Annotated in this window: 18 protein-coding genes; 7 read left to right on the top strand and 11 right to left on the bottom strand. The window is 44.6% G+C overall.

Going from position 1 to position 19,307, the window contains the following annotated elements:
* Positions 1–356 precede the first annotated feature (356 nt).
* The 3 genes from JGK22_RS13920 to JGK22_RS13910 all read right to left on the bottom strand — a co-directional run bounded on the left by JGK22_RS13920 (position 357) and on the right by JGK22_RS13910 (position 4,450).
* Positions 357–1,439: a DUF6745 domain-containing protein gene (locus tag JGK22_RS13920; RefSeq protein WP_293219731.1), complete on the bottom strand. Its 1,083-nt coding sequence runs from the start codon at positions 1,437–1,439 to the stop codon at positions 357–359.
* A gap of 242 nt (positions 1,440–1,681) precedes the next feature.
* The gene (locus tag JGK22_RS13915) at positions 1,682–2,227 is read right to left on the bottom strand and encodes a hypothetical protein (RefSeq protein ID WP_293178481.1); all 546 of its coding nucleotides are present in this window, start codon (positions 2,225–2,227) and stop codon (positions 1,682–1,684) included.
* A gap of 750 nt (positions 2,228–2,977) precedes the next feature.
* Positions 2,978–4,450: a site-2 protease family protein gene (locus tag JGK22_RS13910; RefSeq protein ID WP_293178478.1), complete on the bottom strand. Its 1,473-nt coding sequence runs from the start codon at positions 4,448–4,450 to the stop codon at positions 2,978–2,980.
* A 30-nt stretch (positions 4,451–4,480) separates the two neighbouring features.
* On the opposite strand from JGK22_RS13910, the gene JGK22_RS13905 reads away from it, so the two are divergent.
* The 4 genes from JGK22_RS13905 (at position 4,481) to JGK22_RS13890 (ending at position 7,818) form a co-directional block, all read left to right on the top strand.
* Positions 4,481–5,200, top strand: a complete 720-nt coding sequence (locus JGK22_RS13905; protein WP_293178475.1) for an MBL fold metallo-hydrolase — start codon at positions 4,481–4,483, stop codon at positions 5,198–5,200.
* A gap of 178 nt (positions 5,201–5,378) precedes the next feature.
* On the top strand, positions 5,379–5,939 hold the full coding sequence (locus JGK22_RS13900) for a sugar O-acetyltransferase (protein WP_293178472.1): 561 nt from the start codon (positions 5,379–5,381) through the stop codon (positions 5,937–5,939).
* Positions 5,940–6,096: 157 nt separating this feature from the next.
* Positions 6,097–7,110: an RNA-guided endonuclease TnpB family protein gene (locus JGK22_RS13895; protein WP_293313040.1), complete on the top strand. Its 1,014-nt coding sequence runs from the start codon at positions 6,097–6,099 to the stop codon at positions 7,108–7,110.
* A 243-nt stretch (positions 7,111–7,353) separates the two neighbouring features.
* Complete coding sequence (locus JGK22_RS13890) at positions 7,354–7,818, top strand: hypothetical protein (RefSeq protein ID WP_293178469.1); 465 nt, start codon at positions 7,354–7,356, stop codon at positions 7,816–7,818.
* A gap of 238 nt (positions 7,819–8,056) precedes the next feature.
* On the opposite strand, the gene JGK22_RS13885 is transcribed toward JGK22_RS13890, so the two are convergent.
* Positions 8,057–8,221: a hypothetical protein gene (locus JGK22_RS13885; protein WP_293178467.1), complete on the bottom strand. Its 165-nt coding sequence runs from the start codon at positions 8,219–8,221 to the stop codon at positions 8,057–8,059.
* A 271-nt stretch (positions 8,222–8,492) separates the two neighbouring features.
* Between JGK22_RS13885 and JGK22_RS13880 the strand changes: the two genes are divergently transcribed.
* Complete coding sequence (locus tag JGK22_RS13880) at positions 8,493–10,889, top strand: cache domain-containing protein (RefSeq protein WP_293313038.1); 2,397 nt, start codon at positions 8,493–8,495, stop codon at positions 10,887–10,889.
* 162 nt (positions 10,890–11,051) lie between these two features.
* Here the strand turns inward: JGK22_RS13880 and JGK22_RS13875 are convergent, their stop codons facing one another.
* The 3 genes from JGK22_RS13875 to JGK22_RS13865 form a co-directional block, all read right to left on the bottom strand.
* Entirely contained in the window at positions 11,052–11,330 is a 279-nt protein-coding gene (locus JGK22_RS13875) for a hypothetical protein (RefSeq protein ID WP_293313036.1), read from the bottom strand.
* 8 nt (positions 11,331–11,338) lie between these two features.
* A complete protein-coding gene (locus JGK22_RS13870) occupies positions 11,339–12,919 on the bottom strand; it encodes an SDR family NAD(P)-dependent oxidoreductase (protein WP_293242690.1) in 1,581 nt (526 codons plus the stop codon).
* Positions 12,920–13,247: 328 nt separating this feature from the next.
* Positions 13,248–13,847 (bottom strand): cytochrome b/b6 domain-containing protein, encoded by a 600-nt coding sequence (locus JGK22_RS13865; RefSeq protein ID WP_293196486.1) that lies wholly within the window; start codon positions 13,845–13,847, stop codon positions 13,248–13,250.
* A gap of 659 nt (positions 13,848–14,506) precedes the next feature.
* Between JGK22_RS13865 and JGK22_RS13860 the strand changes: the two genes are divergently transcribed.
* Positions 14,507–15,061, top strand: a complete 555-nt coding sequence (locus tag JGK22_RS13860) for a glutathione S-transferase family protein (protein WP_293178452.1) — start codon at positions 14,507–14,509, stop codon at positions 15,059–15,061.
* 159 nt (positions 15,062–15,220) lie between these two features.
* Here the strand turns inward: JGK22_RS13860 and JGK22_RS13855 are convergent, their stop codons facing one another.
* From JGK22_RS13855 to JGK22_RS13845, 3 genes are all read right to left on the bottom strand, one after another.
* Entirely contained in the window at positions 15,221–15,358 is a 138-nt protein-coding gene (locus tag JGK22_RS13855) for a photosystem II reaction center protein K (protein ID WP_293149949.1), read from the bottom strand.
* A gap of 60 nt (positions 15,359–15,418) precedes the next feature.
* Complete coding sequence (gene tgt / locus JGK22_RS13850) at positions 15,419–16,549, bottom strand: tRNA guanosine(34) transglycosylase Tgt (RefSeq protein ID WP_293178449.1); 1,131 nt, start codon at positions 16,547–16,549, stop codon at positions 15,419–15,421.
* Between the two features lie 233 nt (positions 16,550–16,782).
* Positions 16,783–17,229, bottom strand: a complete 447-nt coding sequence (locus JGK22_RS13845; RefSeq protein ID WP_293178446.1) for a hypothetical protein — start codon at positions 17,227–17,229, stop codon at positions 16,783–16,785.
* Between the two features lie 548 nt (positions 17,230–17,777).
* Between JGK22_RS13845 and cobS the strand changes: the two genes are divergently transcribed.
* Positions 17,778–18,572, top strand: coding sequence for an adenosylcobinamide-GDP ribazoletransferase (gene cobS / locus JGK22_RS13840; protein WP_293178443.1), 795 nt, complete (start codon positions 17,778–17,780; stop codon positions 18,570–18,572).
* Here the strand turns inward: cobS and JGK22_RS13835 are convergent.
* The gene (locus JGK22_RS13835) at positions 18,569–19,195 is read right to left on the bottom strand and encodes a hypothetical protein (RefSeq protein ID WP_293178440.1); all 627 of its coding nucleotides are present in this window, start codon (positions 19,193–19,195) and stop codon (positions 18,569–18,571) included. The genes cobS and JGK22_RS13835 overlap by 4 nt on opposite strands.
* Between the last annotated feature and the right edge of the window lie 112 nt (positions 19,196–19,307).

Genomic DNA, 19,307 nt, shown 5'->3' with positions numbered 1-19,307 from the left:
AAATTTTGGGACGGGCTAGAAGCCCATCCCACAAGAAAAAAGATTTTTGTGGGATGGGCTTCTAGCCCGTCCTAACTATTTTTGCAAGAGGTCTATTATTGTGGGATGGGCGTCCCGCCCGTCCCGAAAAGACGGGCGGGACGCCCATCCCACAAATATGTATAAGTTATTAACTTTTCGTTCCTAAACTCCAAACTCGCACTCCAAACACTCAACTTTTTTGTCCGATCGCGTGCGATCGATTACCATCATAAAAAAAGGTTTGTAGTAAGGTTCGTAGTGCGGACTTCAGTCCGCAAAATCCCGCGGACTTCAGTCCGCACTACGAACGGCTGGTTAATCGATGGGACACGATATCAAGTTTGCACTTGAAATTCTTCGGGTGCTATTCCCCAATTTACCCAGCTAATTGCTTCTTTAGCCGTTAGCACTTTTGGCGGCACTCGCAAAGCGTGAATGTGTCCCGTACTCGGACAAGTCATCTTCAACAAAAATATTGGCTCTATGTCAACATCATTCTCAATTTTCAACAAAGTATATTCTTGCCAAGTATCCAATTCTATTGCTTGCAATTCTTGACAAATTTTCGGATAGCCGATCGCCCCAATCAACACTCGCCGCACTTCCGCATTCTTTTCTCTTAGCAGCCATGAAGCCTCCCAAGACTCCGGCGCAACTTGACCGATGCTTTCGGGTAACAGCACGCCACGATAAGAGTATACTCTGAAGTTGTCAGCAAATTCGATGGCGGGCTGACATAAAGCGTGGAGCAAATATTCGCTGTCAAAATTAATTCTTCGCGGGCGATCGCACACAAAGCACTTTTTCTCAAACGGGTAAATCCAGCCGCAGTTTTCGACTAAGGCTTTAAAGGCTGAGTACAAAGAGCGATCGCACTCCAATTCTAAGACCTCAATACAAAAATCTACCCAACTTCCGTGACAGGCCGAAAGTTCGGATAAGATCCAGTTATTATTATAGGTTATATTGACAAAAAATTGGTGAAATCTGCTGCCCAACTTCTTTGCTAATTTGGCATAAACTTCGTCTTTAACGTGAATTTGGAATTGACTTATCAGTTGAGCATATAGCGGGTTATAGAGTTGGCTGTAAATCTGATTTTCCAGTTTCCGGTCGAGTTGACTTCTTAATGTATCGTACAATTCATTATGAATTTTGTCTCGAATTTCGCTACCAGTTTCCAGACCCGAATCGCGTATCCTTAGCCGTTCAAGAGCTTCCAAAGCTATGTAAGGGCTGTCACAGAAAATAATTTCCGGTTCGCCCAAGCCGATGATGTTGTAGGCGGTGTTGATGGCGGCTGTCGCGATCGGGCGATCGAGTGGTGCGATCGACAGTCCAATTTGCCGCCACTTTTCGCGATAAATGGGAGTTAGCGCTGTTTGTTCGGGAGTTAGTGCGATCGTTGGTACTTTCATCTTGTTTTATTTTCGATTGAATAATTAATTTAGTGCGATCGTTAGGACTTGATTCCTCAAAAATAGAGAAGGACTGAAGTCCTCACTACAAACCTATTTTAGGATAGTAATTATAGCGGTTCTCAAAAAAGTGAGGTATGCCTGCGATGCCTATGCCCTATGCCCTATGCCCTATGCCCTATGCCCTATGCCCCATGCCCCATGCCCTATGCGTACCTCATGTTAGTGAGAAAGGCTATAGATTATTTGTATAAATTAACAATTTTTTGCAAAACCCCTAAAATCAGAGGAAGATTATCGAGATAATAAACATCATCATCAATAATTAAATTATTTCCTTTTAATTTAAGAAACCGCCAGACAACCCCCGAAGTTACACAGCCAAATACGGCAGGGATTGAGTTTTTTTGGCGTTCGTTAAATAGCTGAGCCGCCACCATTTGTGCAGCACACTGCGGCAGACAAGATTCTATTTCTCCGCCTTTTGTTTCTCTAAGTGCAAAAAATGGAACTTTAATTTCAAAATTCAACGGTGTCCCAGAAAGTAGAAAGTCGCATTCTCCATGCAATCCCTGAGAAACATCTACATCAAATGCCCAACCGGAAAAAACAGAAAATTGTCTGTGATTTTTTTCTCTAAATTCTAACAAAATAGGAGAAATAATCCGTTCCGAACGTTCTTTTGCTGTTGTTACAGCAGTGTTAGAACTAATTTCGAGAGCTCTCCAAAGCCATTGGGATGGTTCTAAAGGAATAATTTTGGCACTCAAAATTGGACTGAGTGACATCTCCAATCCAAACCGCTCTTTTAATTGTTGGAAAGTGAAGGTTCTGTAGGACATATTTATCAGATAACTCGTTCAACAGTTGACAGTTGACAGTTGACAGTTTGAGAGCGACCTCTAACTAGAAGGAAGAGGATTGGAGTAATGAATATTATGATTTTAATTTCTCTCTCAAAGGGAGAGGTTTTCAACCAATTCTTTATGGTGAAAATAAACATCACTTTGAGATAGAAATCGAGTTGAAAAATGATAAACTAGCTTAAATAGTAAGGGAGCATCTCATTTTTATAAAGAGCATTTTTTTATGTGAGTGATGTCCCCCATCGCACGGGTTAGACAAAGCCCGGGCGATCGGGGACAGCACTATAAAGACAAAACTGAGAGGCTCTCAATAGCAATCCTTAAGGAATTTGTGAACGTCTCTCTTTTTTCTATCTCGCGACGATAAGTAAATCCTGATTTTTTCTTCCTTCTTTTTATCCTGAGCGACTTGTCAGCCAGCGTAGCCGAAGCGAGCCTTCTTCTCTCTGGCATCTTTCCAGGAAGTATCGAGCGCGCAAAGCATTTGTAGTGCTTTTCTCAGCTCGCAAGTCATTGACAGTTGACAGTTGACAGTTGACCGACTGAATGCCTAATGACTAATGCCCTAATGCCCAATCCCTCCGCTTCGCTTCGCCCAATCCCTCCGCTTCGCTTCGCCCAATGCCCAATGATTAATGACAAAAAAGAGATGCTCCCTCTTCTCTCTTCCTTCTAAACATTTAACCACTGAAGGAGTATCTTGGGCGCTGGCAACAAAATAATTAACAAAAGCCCGATCGCCAGCAACCCCAAAAAATCTCGCCTATCGTCCAATTCGCTGACATCATTCAACGCAGGTTCGTCGTTGAGAGGCGTCAAAAACAAAATAATTGCCCACAACAGCAAACCCTGTTCCAAAAAAGAAAGCAGCAGCATACAAATTCTGGCAAATTGCCCGATCGCCATACTAGCCCGCTGGCCAAACATCGCGTGTACAATATGCCCGCCGTCGAGTTGTCCCACAGGCATCAAATTAAATGCAGTCACGATCAAACCCAAATAGCCCGCCACCGCTACCGGATGCAAATTAATCGCAGTTTCCGCATTGAAAGCGCCGCCCAAGGTTAACTTGCTCAACAAAGTCATCAGCAGCGAAAATTTCGGACTAAAAGAGTCAAAATTTAACATTCCCGACTTGTCAGACAGCGGTACAATTGTCGAATGCTCCAAACCCCAAATCAACAACGGCACTGTCGCGACTAAACCCGCCAGCGGGCCGGCAATACTGACATCAAATAAAGCTCGGCGGTTGGGAATTGGACTCCGCATTTGAATGAATGCACCAAAAGTTCCCAAGAAAAAAGGAACCGGAATAAAATAAGGCAAAGTCGTGCGAATTTTGTAGAATCTGGCAGCTAAATAGTGACCGGATTCGTGAATTCCCAAAATTGTAATGAGAGCCAAGGAATAAGGCAAACCCTGAAGCAACACATACGGGTTGGACTGCAAAATTTTTTCAGTGACTCCGGCAATTTGCGAGCCGACAATTGTAGTCGTAAACACCGTAATCAGCACCAAAGCTAATGCAAAAAATGGCCTGGTTACAGATTCAGTTTTGACCGAAGTTTCCCCGGATTGGTGGCTGGGATTGGGAACTATCGCAAAAAAAGGTTGACCACTCAAGCTATTTTGAAAGATGACTAAAAAGCGATCGCCAAAATGCTTCTGGACATTCTCCCGAATCGCCTGATAAGCCGCCTCCGGGTTCGTACGCAACTGTCCCCGACAAATGACAGCCTGCGCGCGAAATTCTAAATCTTGCAAAAAGTAAATTGACCAAGGAAAACAATCGCGCAAGCTCGCTTCTTCCTCGGAATCGATCGGGCGCAGGGGCGGTTTGGGCTCTGTCGGTTCACTTCCAGAGCCTGCTATCTGCTCAGCCGTGGAGGCGGTAATTTGCTTGCGCCCCAACTGTACCAAAAACCAGTACAAAAAAGGGCAAACCAGAAAAGGTATAATTACCAACTCGGGCGGTACTTTTTTGCTCGCGCCGTTAACTAAAAGCCAACCGCTCCAAATCAGCGCCGGCGCCATCATTACCAGCCACAGCAGCCATACCGGAGTTCGCGTGATGCGGCTGGTGCTGCTCTGCAACAAGTAGTAAGAGATCAACCCCAATACAAGCAACCATAGTAAAAAAAACATAATATTTATTCCATGCCTCTGAATATATCCTTGAAACAACAGACTTCAGTCTCCAAACAGCCCAGGCTCGTGCTGGAAAATATTTTTGCTTTCCCACCTAACCGGGATACGCTGGGTGCGACAGCTTATTTCATTGTAGAAAACGAATCGAACATCCTGGTAGATTGTCCCGCTTGGGATGAGATTAACCTAGCCTTTTTGCGGGAAAACGGCGGCGTGCGGCTGCTGTTTCTCACCCACCGCGGCGCGATCGCCAAGGCGCGGGAGATTCAGGAAGCCACGGGCTGCGATATCCTGATTCAAGAGCAGGAAGCTTATTTGCTCCCAGGATTGCAACTGACGGTTTTTGAGCGAGAATTTGCTGTGAGCGATCGCATAAAAGCATTGTGGACTCCCGGCCACTCTCCTGGTTCATCTTGCCTTTATGATACTGGCAGCGGTGGAGTGTTGTTTACCGGCAGACACTTGCTCCCCAATCGAGAAGGCGCTCCGGTACCGCAGAGAACGCCAAAAACTTTTCACTGGCCGAGGCAAATTAACAGCGTGCAGTCAATTATCGATCGATTTTCGCCTTCGACTCTTCAATATATCTGCCCCGCTGCGAATACTGGTTTTTTGCGGGGAAAAGGATCGATCGATCGAGCTTTTGAGCAATTAACTAATCTGGATTTAACAGTTTGTTTGCAGAATCAAGAACACCGGGCGGTTGAAACCGCGTCTATACAAGCAAAACCCGCCTCCGCGGGTTGAAGGAGACGGCGGTTTCAACCGCCGTCTTATCAATCGCGTATTGGGTTGAAATTACCTTATTTTCTTCAGTCCACGGAGGTGGACATTGTTTCTGTAGACGCGGTTTCAACCGCCGTTTTATGTTATTCCGCCGATTATTACCGCCGATTATTAGGGCCGATTATTACCGCCGATTCTTATGGAAAAAACCGAAAAACAAAAAATGCTCGCCGGCGAATTGTATCTAGCTGCGGATGAACAATTAATTGCCGATCGCCAGCGAGCCCGCCGCCTCGCCAGAATCTACAATTCTACCCGCGAAGACGAACCTGAGAAACGGTTAGAAATCCTTGGCGAATTGTTCGGTGCAATCGGCCCCAAAATTGAAATCGAGCCGCCTTTTTACTGCGACTTCGGCAGCAATATTTATGCGGGAAACGGATTGTACATGAATTTTGGCTGCGTGATTCTCGACTGCAATCGAGTTAACATCGGCGAAAATTTGCTGTGCGGCCCCAACGTGCAAATTTACACTGCTTTTCATCCCACCGATCCGGAAATCCGACTTTCTGGCCGAGATCTCGCCTCTGAAATTAATATTGGTAATAATGTTTGGATTGGCGGCGGAAGTATTATTTGCCCGGGAGTCACTATTGGCGACAATAGCACGATCGGCGCAGGCAGTGTTGTTGTCAAAGATATTCCCGCCAACGTCGTGGCGGCGGGAAATCCTTGCCGAATCATCCGGCAGTTGCCTTGATGTGGTAGGATCGACTAACTGGCGCGATCGGCTTTTTGGAGCTAGTCCTTAGCTAGCGATTAAATAGACAAAGTGGTACACTTATAGACAAAATACTGGTGTACCATGCGATCGCCTCGCTAAATTGAACAAAAAAATACAGTGTTGAGGTCGAACAATGCTTTTATCCATCAAAACAAAGTTAAAGCTAAACAAGAGTCAGACAACAGTCATGAGCAAGCACGCTGGAATAGCGAGGTTTGCTTATAACTGGGGATTGGCTACTTGGAGTAATCTTTACAAAGATGGATTGAAGCCCAATAAATACCTGCTCAAGAAATTCTTTAACAATCACGTAAAACCTGAGTTTACGTGGATTAAAGAGGCGGGAATTTGCCAGAAGATAACTCAATACGCTTTTGACAATCTTGGAGACTCCTTCTCCTTGTTTTTCTCAAAAAAAGCTGGATATCCCAAATTCAAGAAGAAGGGGCATCATGATTCATTCACGATAGACGCAGGTGGAAAACCAATTCCGGTAGGTGGTACGTCCATAAAGTTGCCAACAATCGGTTGGGTGAAAACCCATGAAGGATTACCTCACACTACTTGCAAGTCAATCACAATATCGCGTACTGCTGACAGTTGGTTTATTGCTTTTGCCTACGAACAGGAACATGAACCAACTGTAAAGCAACACGATGTTGTGGGTGTTGACCTAGGAGTTAAAGAGTTGGCAACACTTTCGACTGGCGTAGTGTTTCCCAATCCGAAACACTACAAAACGCATCTCAGCAAGTTGCGTAGGTTGTCAAAGGAGTTGTCTAGGAAAACGAAAGGCTCTAGAAATAGATTTAAGGCGAAACAAAGGCTGGCAAAACATCACGCTAGGGTAGCGAATCTCAGGAAAAACACTCTCCATCAAATCACTACTTACTTAGGCAAAAACCACGCAACGATAGTAGTAGAAAATTTAAATGTTTCGGGGATGCTAGCCAATCATAAACTAGCTCAAGTTATCGCTGATTGTGGATTTTACGAATTCAAGCGTCAGCTAGAATACAAAGCTCAAAAGTTTGGCTGTGAAATAATCATTGCTGACCGTTGGTTTCCTTCGAGTAAGACTTGTTCAAGTTGCGGACATATTCAAGATATGCCGCTAAAAGAAAGAACTTACAATTGCGGAAATTAATTTATCGCGCTTGGCTAAAACGTGAAAGCTTACCGAGGGATAACCGCTCCCATGCTCCCGATGAAGTAAGAAGCAAATGTCTAGACTTGTCTAGTATTTGTATAGCAGCTTTACACAAAAATTTTACAGACTACAACCGCCAGTTTGAGATTTTTTAGGTAAAATCCCCCGAAAAAATCTGCGGCAAAAATCTCAAATCGCTTAATTTCTCCCTCCCGGTTTCTCCACTACCAACCTTTTCTTATGACGACTGCAACAGTTTATCCCAGCGCACCCGAACTCGGCACCGACGACTACATAGTAGTGGGTTTAGCCACCTGCTTCATCAAAGAAGAAGGCGAAGTTCATCAAGTAAAAGTAATCGAACCTATCCCCTCAGCAGCTTTGCAAGCAATTGTCAAGGGAATTCCCACATCTTATGAAATGGCTTGGGGGACGACTTTAGGCTCGATACTCGACGGCGAATCACCCAAAAGGCTGCCGGAATTCCCCGCCGAAGCTCAGTTTAGCGAAGAATTTGGCTTTCGGGCGATCGCCGCAGCCCGCACTTACAAAATCCGCCCCGAGGCTCAAGTTCACATTCCCTTAGGAACAGTTCGCAACGACTTTACCTATTCCTTAGAACGCAAAAGAGTGCTGAACACCGAGCGCGTCATTCGCACTGAAGACAATGTGAAACAGCACGAACACACTCACAAGGTTCTATAAATAAATCGCCAAACAGCAGCTATTTAGCACCGCAAAAAGTTTTGAGATTTGAATTAAAGATTTAACAACAAATTTTTCGTTCAACAATAACTCAAAACTTTTAATATTTTATGATTGCGGCAACGCCATACATATCAATGTAGGGTGCAGTCTGCACCTTACCTAATTGCACAAAAGCAATATATTTCAACATTACCAAACCAGTCAATCCACCTAATTAAACATAAAATATGAGTGGCTAACAAAGCTGGCTGTGTATTCCCTCTCTCTTCTTCCTTCTTGTTCCCTCTTCCTTTTTTTGACGCTCGCGAATCCGAATGGCATCTGCCTTCTTGCCTCTCTCTTCTTCCTTCTGACTGATGAAAACTGTCAACTGTCCCAGATTTACTCTTTTTTTCAACATCGGGTGCTTGTGGGCTATCTTGCCCAATTGACATAAATTATTAATAGCAGTTAACAAAACTATGAAAAATTTGAATAATTAAATTGTTGAATAAATATTGTAGTTTCTCAAAAATATGGTAGAATCTGATTCCAGTCAGACAAGGTGAGCGGGCCGGCGGGAAAAAATTCAAAAATCCCCGCAATTATTGCTAGTAGTTTCAGACTGCTGACAGGCGGGCAAGTTCATCGCTGGTGAGCTGAGAATTTCAATCTCACAAATTGGTCAAACCATGGGAAGCTTTGCGAAAGTGAAGTGGTGGAAATTAACTCAACTATTGCCAGCGAGATTTAAGGGCGAATACGATCTGCGCTACAAAATCGCGTTGTTAATTTTGGGCGTAACAATTATGGCAGCTAGCATCGCTGGTTGTATCAGCTATCAAAGGGTTCGCCGCTTGATTGTCAACAATTTAGAGCGAAATGTTTTGTTAGAAGTTAAGGAGCGCGGTAATAAGATCGATCGCTGGATCGGCACGAGAAAGACTGAGCTCGAAACCCTTGCTAACACTCCTCCGGTGCGATCGATGAATTGGTCTATGGCAGGGCCTTATTTAAAATCCGAAGTAAATCGACTCCAAGACTTCAAGCATTTCGCATTAATTGAACCCGATGGTTCTTATTATACCACAAAAGTCGGTAGAGCTTTGATTAACGTTAGCGATCGCCAACACTTCAAAAAGGCAATGGCTGGGCAAGTATATGTTTCAGATCCTACCATTTCTCGCACGGTCAAAAAACAAAGTATTGTTCCCATTTCGGCTCCGGTGTGGTCAAATTCTCAGGAGAATCAACCAAAAAAGGCGATCGGAGTAATGAACGGTGTCATCAGCATCGACAGAATTGCCGAAGTAGCGGGAAAGCTGGAATATGAGGCAGGAAGTTACGCTTTTGTACTCAATTCTCAAGGAGTGCCGATTGTCCATCCCGACACTCGGTTAATGGGAAATATTGACAAAGCTGCTCCCAGTCTTTTAGAGTCCGCAGATCCTAATTTGGCGAATGTAGTCCGGGAGATGGTTTATCAAAAAACGGGCATTGTACTGACTCAAATCAACGACGCCAGAGTTTATGTTGCCTATCTTCCTTTAGAACAAGCTGAATGGTCGATCGCCCTAGTAATTCCCAGCGACAATCTCGAAAAAGAACTGTTCGCCTTAAATAGATTAGCAGCAGCAGCCACCGGACTGTTCGCCGCAGCTATTTTCGCGGTAATTGTGGCACTGAAACTGTTTTCCCAAAAGTGCATCCGCACTCGCGCAGAAGCCCTTCTCCACCGATTGACCGGCCGCATTCGCGCTTCCTTGGAGCTCGATCGCATCCTGCAAACTACAGTAGACGAACTCGGTACCTTGCTAAAGCTCGATCGGGCAATTTTCGGCTGGTACGACCCGCGACAAGATACTGTAGAATTTTGCTGGGAATATTGCCGGGAAGGTTTACCGGGGCGCTTGGGAATCTTCGGCGCCCAAACAGGGCCCTCTGGAGATTTAGCTGCACGGCTGCATCGGTGCGAAACGATACTTCTCAAGAAAACCTCCGCCCCTGATGCCACAGACTCTCAGGAAGCAGTGCATCTCGAACTCACAGACAGCCACTACGCAGCAGTACCCGTACTGACTCAGACTAATCGGCTGGGATATCTGTTCGCTTGTGCGAATCGGCGGTTTGCGACTCCCGACGAAGTGGAAGTTTTGGAGGCAATTGCAGACTCGCTGGCGATCGCAATTTCTCAATCCCAACTCCACGGGCAAATTCAAGAAGAACTCAAACTTTTAGAAGAAGTATTAGCCCAACTCAGAAGAACCGAAGAGCATTTAGTACAAAGTGAAAAAATGACAATTGTCGGTCAACTCGCCACCGGAATTGCCCAGGAAATTAACAACCCAATTAACTTTATTTACGGCCGTCTGATTCACGTCAACGATTATCTCAATAATTTGCTGAAGATACTTCGCCTCTACCGCGAACAATATCCCACACCTGTGCCGCGAATTGCCCAAGAAATAGAGAGCTTCGACCTAGATTTTATCAGCGAAGACTTGCCACAAATTCTCAACTCTCTGAAAATAGGAACCGATCGCATACGCCAGAGCGTCCTGGCTTTGCGGAACATTTCACTTCCAGATGAACCCAACAAAGAACGCGCCAACCTTCACGAAAGCATCGACAATATTCTACTGTTGCTCGCTCACCGACTGGAGAAAAAAATATTAGTAATCAAGGAGTACAGCAACCTGCCACCAATTTTGTGTTATCCCGGTCAACTGAGCCAAGTATTCGCTAATATCCTCAGCAAGGCGATTGATGCTGTTAACAGGATTGACAAATTCGATCAAACTATTACAATTAAAACAGATATTGTCGAGCATTCAACAGGCAGATTTATTGCAGTATCGATCGCCCACAACGGTTCTCGAATTCCCCCGGAAATTCAACAGAGAGTATTTGACCCATTTTACCATACTAAATCATTAAAAAATTTTACAGGATTGGGGCTGTCGGTTTGCTATAAAATTATTGTAGAGTTGCATGGCGGGCGCATGACAGTTCAATCTCCAGTTCAATCTCAAATTCAATCTCCAACTGAAGGCGGTGCTGAGTTTATAATAGAATTGCCGATATTTTGAGCGGGTATTCCGCAGCCTAGGAAACCCGCCACAAATCTTGTCGCTCACCACAAAAAGCTTCATATCGGTTAGTAGTGAGGACTTTAGTCCGCATTCATGAAGGACTGAAGTCCTCACTACAAACCTAATTCTAAATTCTTCACCAAACTTGATATGATAGGATTAGGGGAATAATAAAGGAGCAGCCACAGCAAACAACCAACCTCCCATCACCAAAACTTCTACAACCATTAATACGATATTTCTGTTCATTTTTTCATTAAGAGCGATCGGACTATTATTCTTGTTACCATTTTTTACGGATTGGTTATTGAAAAAAGTCTTCTTCACATTTCTAGTCAGAGCAACTTCTGCTTCAGCTTCTGCACTAATTGGCTGACATTCTTCACTTTCACCACAAAGAAGAAAGAAATAAGAAATAAATAAAATTTTAATCCCCAATCCCCAACTTACCTAGAATTCAGAGTGACAGGTTCCTGATAATTAGAAGTGTAACCTGGTAAAACTTTTATACTCGGTTGGGCGACCCGCAATGTTAAAGAAAGACGAACTTTGCCACTTCTATTATAAATCGAACGATGTACAAGTTGATCGGTAAATAAAATAAACTCACCGGGTTTTAAAACTACCGGAATCGCCTTCTCTTCAACTTCATTGGGAACTCGAAAAAAATGATTCCCACTAAAGAAATCGGTAATTTTGACTTGACATTTTTTGAGGTCACTTTTCGAGATATATTCAAACCCGTTTGTCTCCGTTACTTCTGTTAAACCAATATAAATATTAATTGTTTTTCCCTCCCCAGTCAGTAAATTAGGATAAATATCTCGATGCCAAAAAGGAATTAATTGACGCGAGGGATAATTGACCCATAATTCTGACCGCCATAATTGTAAATTGTCTCCTAAATAAGCTGTCAGTATTTTCAATAAATTATCATCTTGACACAGGTGCAACACCGCAGCCGAATCTAAATGTCTTTCCATATAGAATTGGCCTTTGTAACATTGAACCAGCAGTAACATAATTGAACCAAATTGGCACCTCAAAAGGGCTTTTAATGCCTGAGTCAATAAAACTTTAACGGGCGGTTTTGGTAAAACTTCCTTAAAGATACGATCGCAAATAGTCGCGAGTTCATCCTGATTTAACTTGAGATCGTAAGGCCCCCATATCCCATCAGTAGCATCATAATTATTTCTTTCTTTCTGGACGGATTGAGTGCAGCCAGTCCATAATAAACTTTTTTCCCATAACTGTTGGCATAAATCATTATTTTGTGCTAATACAGGTAATGTTATTTCTTGTCCTGTTCGACCTAAAAATTTACCTGCGATCAACTCAAATTCTGGAGAATTTGCACATAAGAGACTGCTATAAGCTCCCTGTTCGGGACTAATTCCTAAACCGAGATATTTGCTCAAACGATGACCGATGGTAATATTAGATTGGACAAAACCTGGATGAACTGCGTTAACTGTGACATTCGTTAATTTTTGGGCAAGTTGTCTGGTTAAGAGCAACAGGCAAAGTTTTGACTGGTTATATGATTCGATAAAATTTAAGGGTGTTTTTTTGACAAATAAATCCCAGTTAATTTGAGTTGGTTTTAATGCTAAATCTGAGGAGACGAAAATCACGCGACTTGAGGGAAAATCTGGTATTTTAGATAATAATAAATAAGTCAGAAGAAAATGACCTAAATAATTTGTTCCCCAAATCAACTCAAATCCTTCTTGAGTCATGCCTCTGGCATCGAATATTCCGGCATTATTGACGAGGATATGTAAGGGCAAATTTCGGTCTTGAAATAGCTTGACACAGTGACGCACTGACTCTAAGGAGGCGAGATTTAAGGGTAAATATTCTATATTGGGATTTCCAGTGGTTTCACGGATGTAGGCGATCGCGCTTTTAGCTTTTTCTTGGGAACGACAAGCAATAAAGACATGATGTCCTAATTTAGCTAAACCTAAAGATGTCATTAAACCCACACCGGAATTACCACCTGTAACGAGACAAACTTGCATAAATTAATTGATTTTTGAGGTTGTTGGGAGTTATTATAGCCTTTGTCAGAAAGATGAGGTACGTTGTTGGGCTTCAGCCCTTCTTAGTTTAGTGGTTTTATAAGCTGTCAGTCATACCTCATTTTTTTGAGAAAGGCTATAGCCTTTCTCAGAAATATAAAGTATAGCTGACTATAAATGGAGTTTTTGATTCGGCATTGCTTACTAGATAATAAATATAAGAGGGCTTAAGCCCAACAACATACCTCATTACCTTTACGATCACTTGTTAAATAGTTTGGTCTGTGGTGATTTTACCAGAAATAATGCACAATCAATGGGTTCTCGATTAAGAGCGATCGACAAAAGAGCGAATTTTCCGCCACCAAACAGCCGGTGAATCCTCCGGGCGGTATTTGCGATCGAACATCGACAAAATTAGGGGCCAACCTCCCACCTTCGCACTCATCAACAAGTGTATTAGCAGACAAAACACCAATACCACCCAACCAGAGAGGTGCAAATAATACCAAACCTGTGTCAAATCCCCAGCCGGCAGCCATTCTTCCTTAACCATACTGCCAGATGCGATCGCAAAAGTGAGCGCTAACAACATCAAAGTATTCACAATCCGGTGCAAACTGTACCACCAAATCGGTGTTCCCAACTGCGCCAGTTTGGCAAAAGAATCTTGCTGCACCAACCGTCTTTGACCTGCATGGAAACTATACAATGCAAAAGCTGGCATCACTCCTAAAATTAACAGCTTGCCAAAAGTGCCGTGAATCCCGATAATGTCTGCAATCCGAGGCACGGGGACTTTCCCGAAGCGCCCGTCATAGGTGTTGTACACTATAAATGCGCTCAAAATTGATAAAAGGGCGATCGCAGCGTTAGCCCCGTGCAGTAATCTCAGCAGCAATGGTTGGTAAGGTCGAGATTGTGGCATTCTGAATTTTGTGACTTGATAAATAGTCTGCCATATAATACAGCTAATCCCGGCATTTTTCAACAGTCAATTGTGAAACAAATGTGACGTAAAAATGAATGAATTATGAAATATTGCTATTTTACTAAAGTTTAGTGTAAACTAAAACAGTCGATTAGAATATTGTAATTATAACATCTCATAGTTAACAAAAATGGATGGCAGAATCTTGTTTTTACACTTAACAGAAGTGCCATTAGTTATGGGTCAGTAATCGGTAGCGCTGTCCCCGGCTCGCGAACGTTATTAGTCATTAGTCAGTAATCGGTAGCGCTGTCCCCGGCTCGCGAACGTTATTAGTCATTAGTCAGTAATCGGTAGCGCTGTCCCCGAAAAGTGAACGTTATTAGTCATTAGTCGTTTTCCCCACCGTAACATCGGGAGCATCTCAGTTTTGCAAGAAGCATTTTTTATGGTAGGTAGTGCGAGCTTAAGAGCTCGCACTGTAAATGCAAAACTGAGATGATCCCGTAACATCAGCATTCTCAGAAGGTTCTAATTTCAAATGGCTAATTCCCAATCAACAACTATCAACTGACAACTATCAACTATCAACTATCAACTGTCAACTGACCAAAAATGCTATAACAACAATATTGCATTACAAGGATAAAAATTCCGTGCTAAAACTTTACGGCCAAGGTCGCAGTAGGGCCTCAATTGTCAAGTGGTATCTCGAAGAAATAGCGGTTCCTTACGAATTCGTCTTGCTGGATATGCAAGCAGCGGAACACTTGCAGCCTGAGTTTCTGGAAATTAACCCGATCGGCAAAGTACCAGCTATTGTGGACGGAGATTTTAAACTTTGGGAGTCCGGGGCAATTTTGCTGTATTTAGCTCAAAAATATGGTAAGATGCCGGACACTGTGGAAAAACAAGCCGAAATCGTGCAGTGGGTCATCTTTGCTAACGCCACTCTCGGCCCGGGAATATTTGTCGAAGCCAGCCGCGATCGCGAAACCCCGAAATTGTTACAACCATTAAATAGCATTTTCGAGAAACAGCAGTTTTTAATGGGCGATGAATTCGGTGTCGCTGACGCAGCAGTCGGATCGATGTTGATTTACATTCCGATGATGCTACAAGTCGATCTCAGTCCTTACCCGGCTGTTTTAGATTACATGAAGCGCATCTCAGAAAGACCGGCATTTAAAATTGCGATGGGCCAGGGCTAAACATAGCATATCAAAATTATTCAGATCTCTGGGCTCTTTCTCTGCGTTCTCTGCGGTTAAATAATTCCAAAATAACCGTAAACGAGATCGGCTCAAAAACTCAACAGCTAAAAGCAGGGGCAATTGGTAAATTGCCCCTGCTTTTTAATGAAATGAAACTTATCTGAACCCGACAGCCGCTTGCCAGACAAAAGCCAGCAGCAAGAAAAACACGGGAATCACTGGCAAAACATTAATCAAAGGATCAAAGATCGCATAAGCTTCGGGGAGTTTAGCCAACAGTAATGCAGCTTCCATGAATCAACCTACCTATCCAACACAATTTTAATAATTGTCGCATATCTTCACCAAAGCCAATCAAGATCGATCGACAGTTGGTGCCAGCCAGTGGGCAAACTCTTCAGTAAATCGATCGGCCAAAATCGCCTCCCGCATCCTCCCAGTAAAGCGAATCAACTCTGTCACGTTGTGCAGCGCCAGCAAAGTATAGCTGAGTGCTTCCTTAGCCCGCGCCAAATGTGCCAAATAAGCGCGACTGAATTTTTGGCAGGTATAGCAAGGACAAGACTCATCCAGCGGAGCAAAATCCTCCCGAAACCGAGCATTTTTCAAATTCCAGCGTTCCCCACGCACAAAAGCCGTGCCGTGACGGCCCAGCCGAGTCGGAATCACGCAGTCAAACATATCTACGCCACTCGCCACAGCCAAGGCCATTTCGCGATAGGTGCCAATCCCCATCAAATAACGGGGTTTATTTGCCGGTAACAGGGGCGCAGTAACTCTCACAATATCTGCGATCAAATCCCCCGATTCGCCGACGCTAACTCCGCCGATCGCATAACCGGGCAAATCCAAGTCTACCAACTGGTTCGCTGCGCGCGATCGCAAATCTGGGAAAACGCCCCCCTGGACGATACCGAACAAAGCTTGCTCCGGGCGTGAGTGAGCTTGCATACAGCGTTGCAGCCAGCGGTAAGTGCGATCTGTGGCCGCCTCCACCTCGTCCCGTGTAGCGGGGTAAGGCGGACACTCATCGAAGGCCATAATCACGTCAGCGCCCAACTCGTTCTGAATCTCGATCGACTTTTCCGGCGTTAAATTAATGATGCGGCCGTCGCGGGGAGCTCGAAAAGTCACCCCATTCTCAGAAATAGTCCGCATTTGGCTCAAGCTAAACACCTGAAAGCCACCCGAATCCGTCAGAATCGGGCCAGGCCAAGCCATGAATTTGTGCAATCCGCCCGCGCCGGCGACAATCGCTTCCCCGGGCTGCAAGTGCAAATGATAAGTATTTGCCAAAACCATTTGAGAACCTGCGTCCTCAAGATGTGCCGGTGTCAAGGTTTTGACATTAGCCAGCGTCCCCACCGGCATAAATTTAGGCGTTTCCACAATACCGTGGGGAGTCGCAAAAACCCCTGCACGTGCTTGGGTATGGCTGCAATTAGCCTGACATTTAAAAGAAAATTTTGCCTTGTCTTCAGTCATTAGTCACCGTCGATCGTTAACCGCTACTGGGCAGTCCGTGTTATGTAATCTATTGTTGTTGACATCGCGACAAAAAAAACCATGACCCCGCCCAAAAACAGAGACAAGTTTCCGACAATCGTCGTGGAGAGCAAAAAATTTTAGACCTTAACTCTACCTCCCAGATTCAAAGCTGCGAGGAAATCTAAAATCTAAAATCTAAAATCTAAAATCTAAAATCGACTGACTGACGATTAAAACGGAGAATCATCCTCATCCAATTGCAGATCCCAATTTCCTGAGAGTACCTGATCGACCACCGCATCCAACGCCGCAGCATTTAAATTGCGGGCGACTTGTTCTTGCAAGGGATTGGAGAGAGGAATTAACCGCAACTGCCGTCCATCTTGCATCAGGTCAAAATAAGAACCTTCTTCTGGGGAGTGTTTCAGTTCCAGGTAATCAAAACTATATACGTTCAAATAAAGCGCGTGGTTGGCAATCAGGGTAGAACGATCGGGGTTGGCGAAGACTTCGAGCACATAACCTTCCCCTTCGCTGTAAATCTTGCCATCTTGGATGTGAAGGTAGCGGACACGTCCTAAATCAAACAGCAATCTTTTGATATCGCGCTTGTTGACGACAATGCCTGTATCGATGATGCAAGGAGCAACTACCCTGTTATTTAATTGGTCACTCATGGAGCAAAAGCCTCTGTTGTAATATGTTCCCGACTTGGAAATCAGGGAGTTAGCTAGAATTCTGGATACGGGAAACGCGGATCTTAAGTTTAGCCATTTTAGATTGGGATCTTCGGGATCGCTGCCGGCAGAGGTTTTCCGGGGAAAAGAGCTCGGGCAGGAGGAATGCCCGATCCAAAGGACTAGGCTGTTACAATTCCAATTCTGGCACAGGCTAATGGATTAGCAACCGCATACAACATGAAAAATTTTCTACCTTATCAAAAAATTGGGTTAAAAACCCCGTCCTTATAGGACGGCTTTTTGCCATTGTTAAGTAAAATAACAAATCCATCTTCACAAATGAAGATGGTAGAATAAACAGATCAGACAAGATTTAAAAACCTACCCCCTCCCGGTGGGAAAGTCTACGCCTAAAACATTTTTGAGGACATATGATTACGCACTTAAGCGTGCAAACGTAGTCAGCCTGGGAACCCTAGCAATAGGGATATTTTGACAGAAATGTCTTAAGAATCCCCGTACCTTGATAGTCGGGGAGTGTCAAGATGGATGATAAATTGGTTCGCTCTACGATCGACTTTTTCCGGAATCAAGGTGCCGCCATCGCAGCGGCCGTCGCTTTTTATACTTGCTTGCCGGTACCGATGTCTTGGACTTTGGAGTTTCGGGGCATTGCTCGCTTGGCACCGGCGATCGGGCTTTTGATTGGTGGGATGCTGGGACTCGCGGATTTTGGGTTGCAGTTGTTGGGTATGCCTGCTCTGACTCGATCGGCCTTGGTGGTAGTTTTAGGCATCGCGGTGACTGGCGGGCTGCACCTAGACGGGGCGATGGACGCGGCGGACGGGCTGGCAGTCCCCGACCCGGTTCGCAGGCTGGAAGTGATGCGGGACAGCGTTACAGGGGCTTTTGGAGCGATGGCTGCGATCGCGATCGTCCTGCTCAAAACTGCCGCGCTCTCGGACTTGAGTAACTATCGGTGGTTGGCTTTGATGGGTGTGGCGGGTTGGGGGAGGTGGGCCCAACTGGTGGCGATCGCCCGCTATCCGTATCTCCGCCCGGAGGGGAAGGGAGCTTTTCATAAAGAATCGATTTATTCACCTTTTGATTTTATCCCAGGAGTGCTGTTGCTGCTGAGTTTGAGCGTGCTGCAAGTTGTCTTGGAGGGCGATCGCTGGCTGTTGGCGGTGGGGATGGCTTTGGGGGGAAGTGCGATCGGAATTTTTGCCGGAGCCTGGTTTAACCACCGTTTGGGCGGCCACACGGGCGATACTTACGGTGCTGTTGTTGAGTGGACTGAGGCTTTGTTGTTATGTCTGTTGGCGGCATTGCAAGGTTAAATTGTTTCTGAGTTAACAGCACCATTCTGGATCATCCAAACGAAAAAGCTGAGGATTTGCTCGACTGGGGGCAGAGGATAGACGGATAAGTCGATCGTCACAATTTGGTTTTCGAGTTTGATAAATTGCCATTGAATGCCATTACTCACGCTCCCATAGATGATGGGGATGTTTTTTTCTTTGGCTTGATTAAAGCGTTGAGCGGCAACCATTTCGGCAATACATTGACCCAATCCGCTTTTGAGGTCGGTCTTTTTAGCTTCGACAATTACAACGGCGGGGGCTTCAATTTCTAGCACTTCGGACGATCGCGCCAGCAGAAAATCAAACACTCCATTCAGTCCGACAGCTTCGTCGATCGTGAAATCTTCGCCGGAGAAAAGGCTAATTTGGCGATCGAGAATCCGCCTCACTTCCAGCAGCACCGGATAGATAATCCCTTCCGATCGCGCTTTTTCACTTCCCGATGTAGCGACGATGGGGAGGCTATCTTGGAGGGTGCCGCTGAGGATGTCTGAGGGTGCGATCGGGCTTAGCGGAGGTATAAAGCGAGTTCCTTCTTGGACTGTCAGACCGAAAGCTTGTTTCGCTTTGGCGATCGTAGTAAATTGACTGTATGGCATGATTTTTTCTACTTCACCATTATAGGTTTTGTTTCGCTATTAATTACTGTAAATGATATTAATGGGGGTTACAATTCTCCTCGAACGGCACGGTGTTGCAAGGGAAATAAGT

Source organism: Microcoleus sp. PH2017_08_TRC_O_A, assembly GCF_020738665.1.
Lineage (GTDB): Bacteria > Cyanobacteriota > Cyanobacteriia > Cyanobacteriales > Microcoleaceae > Microcoleus.
Note: the sequence above shows the minus strand (reverse complement) of the source record. Positions and strands in the feature narration are given on the sequence as shown.